A 571-nucleotide genomic window follows, 5' to 3' on the forward strand; every position below is an offset into this window, starting at 1 on the left:
TCAAAGCTTACTTACAGCTCCCCGAAGCATATCGGCGTTAGTCCCGTCCTTCATCGACTCCTAGTGTCAAGGCATCCACCGTGCGCCCTTTCTAACTTAACCAAACTAAAAATTAAAAAATATGAGCTACACTGTTATCTAGTTTTCAAAGAACATACCATTTGCTATTTAAAATAGCTTTTTGGTGGAGCCTAGCGGGATCGAACCGCTGACCTCCTGCGTGCAAGGCAGGCGCTCTCCCAGCTGAGCTAAGGCCCCAAGTTGTATGGTGGGCCTAAATGGACTCGAACCATCGACCTCACGCTTATCAGGCGTGCGCTCTAACCAGCTGAGCTATAGGCCCATACAAATTGCAGGATTTATTTATATCATATCCTCATTTAAGAGTCAATACTTTTTATTGAACTCTCAAAACTAAACGAAAACGAAACACGGAAACTTATATTGATAAACAGCGCTTATCAATTCTCCATAGAAAGGAGGTGATCCAGCCGCACCTTCCGATACGGCTACCTTGTTACGACTTCACCCCAATCATCTGTCCCACCTTAGGCGGCTGGCTCCAAAAGGT

2 tRNA genes and 2 rRNA genes are annotated in these 571 nt (G+C 45.4%); all 4 read right to left on the minus strand.

What is annotated here, in order from left to right:
* A 23S ribosomal RNA gene (locus tag ACTFR9_RS27545) occupies positions 1-102 on the minus strand; the annotation flags it as partial.
* A gap of 80 nt (positions 103-182) precedes the next feature.
* Positions 183-258, minus strand: a tRNA-Ala gene (locus ACTFR9_RS27550).
* An 8-nt stretch (positions 259-266) separates the two neighbouring features.
* Positions 267-343 (minus strand) — tRNA-Ile (locus ACTFR9_RS27555).
* Between the two features lie 132 nt (positions 344-475).
* A 16S ribosomal RNA gene (locus ACTFR9_RS27560) occupies positions 476-571 on the minus strand; the annotation flags it as partial.

Source organism: Bacillus cereus group sp. MYBK222-1, assembly GCF_051916425.1.
Taxonomy (GTDB): domain Bacteria; phylum Bacillota; class Bacilli; order Bacillales; family Bacillaceae_G; genus Bacillus_A; species Bacillus_A paranthracis.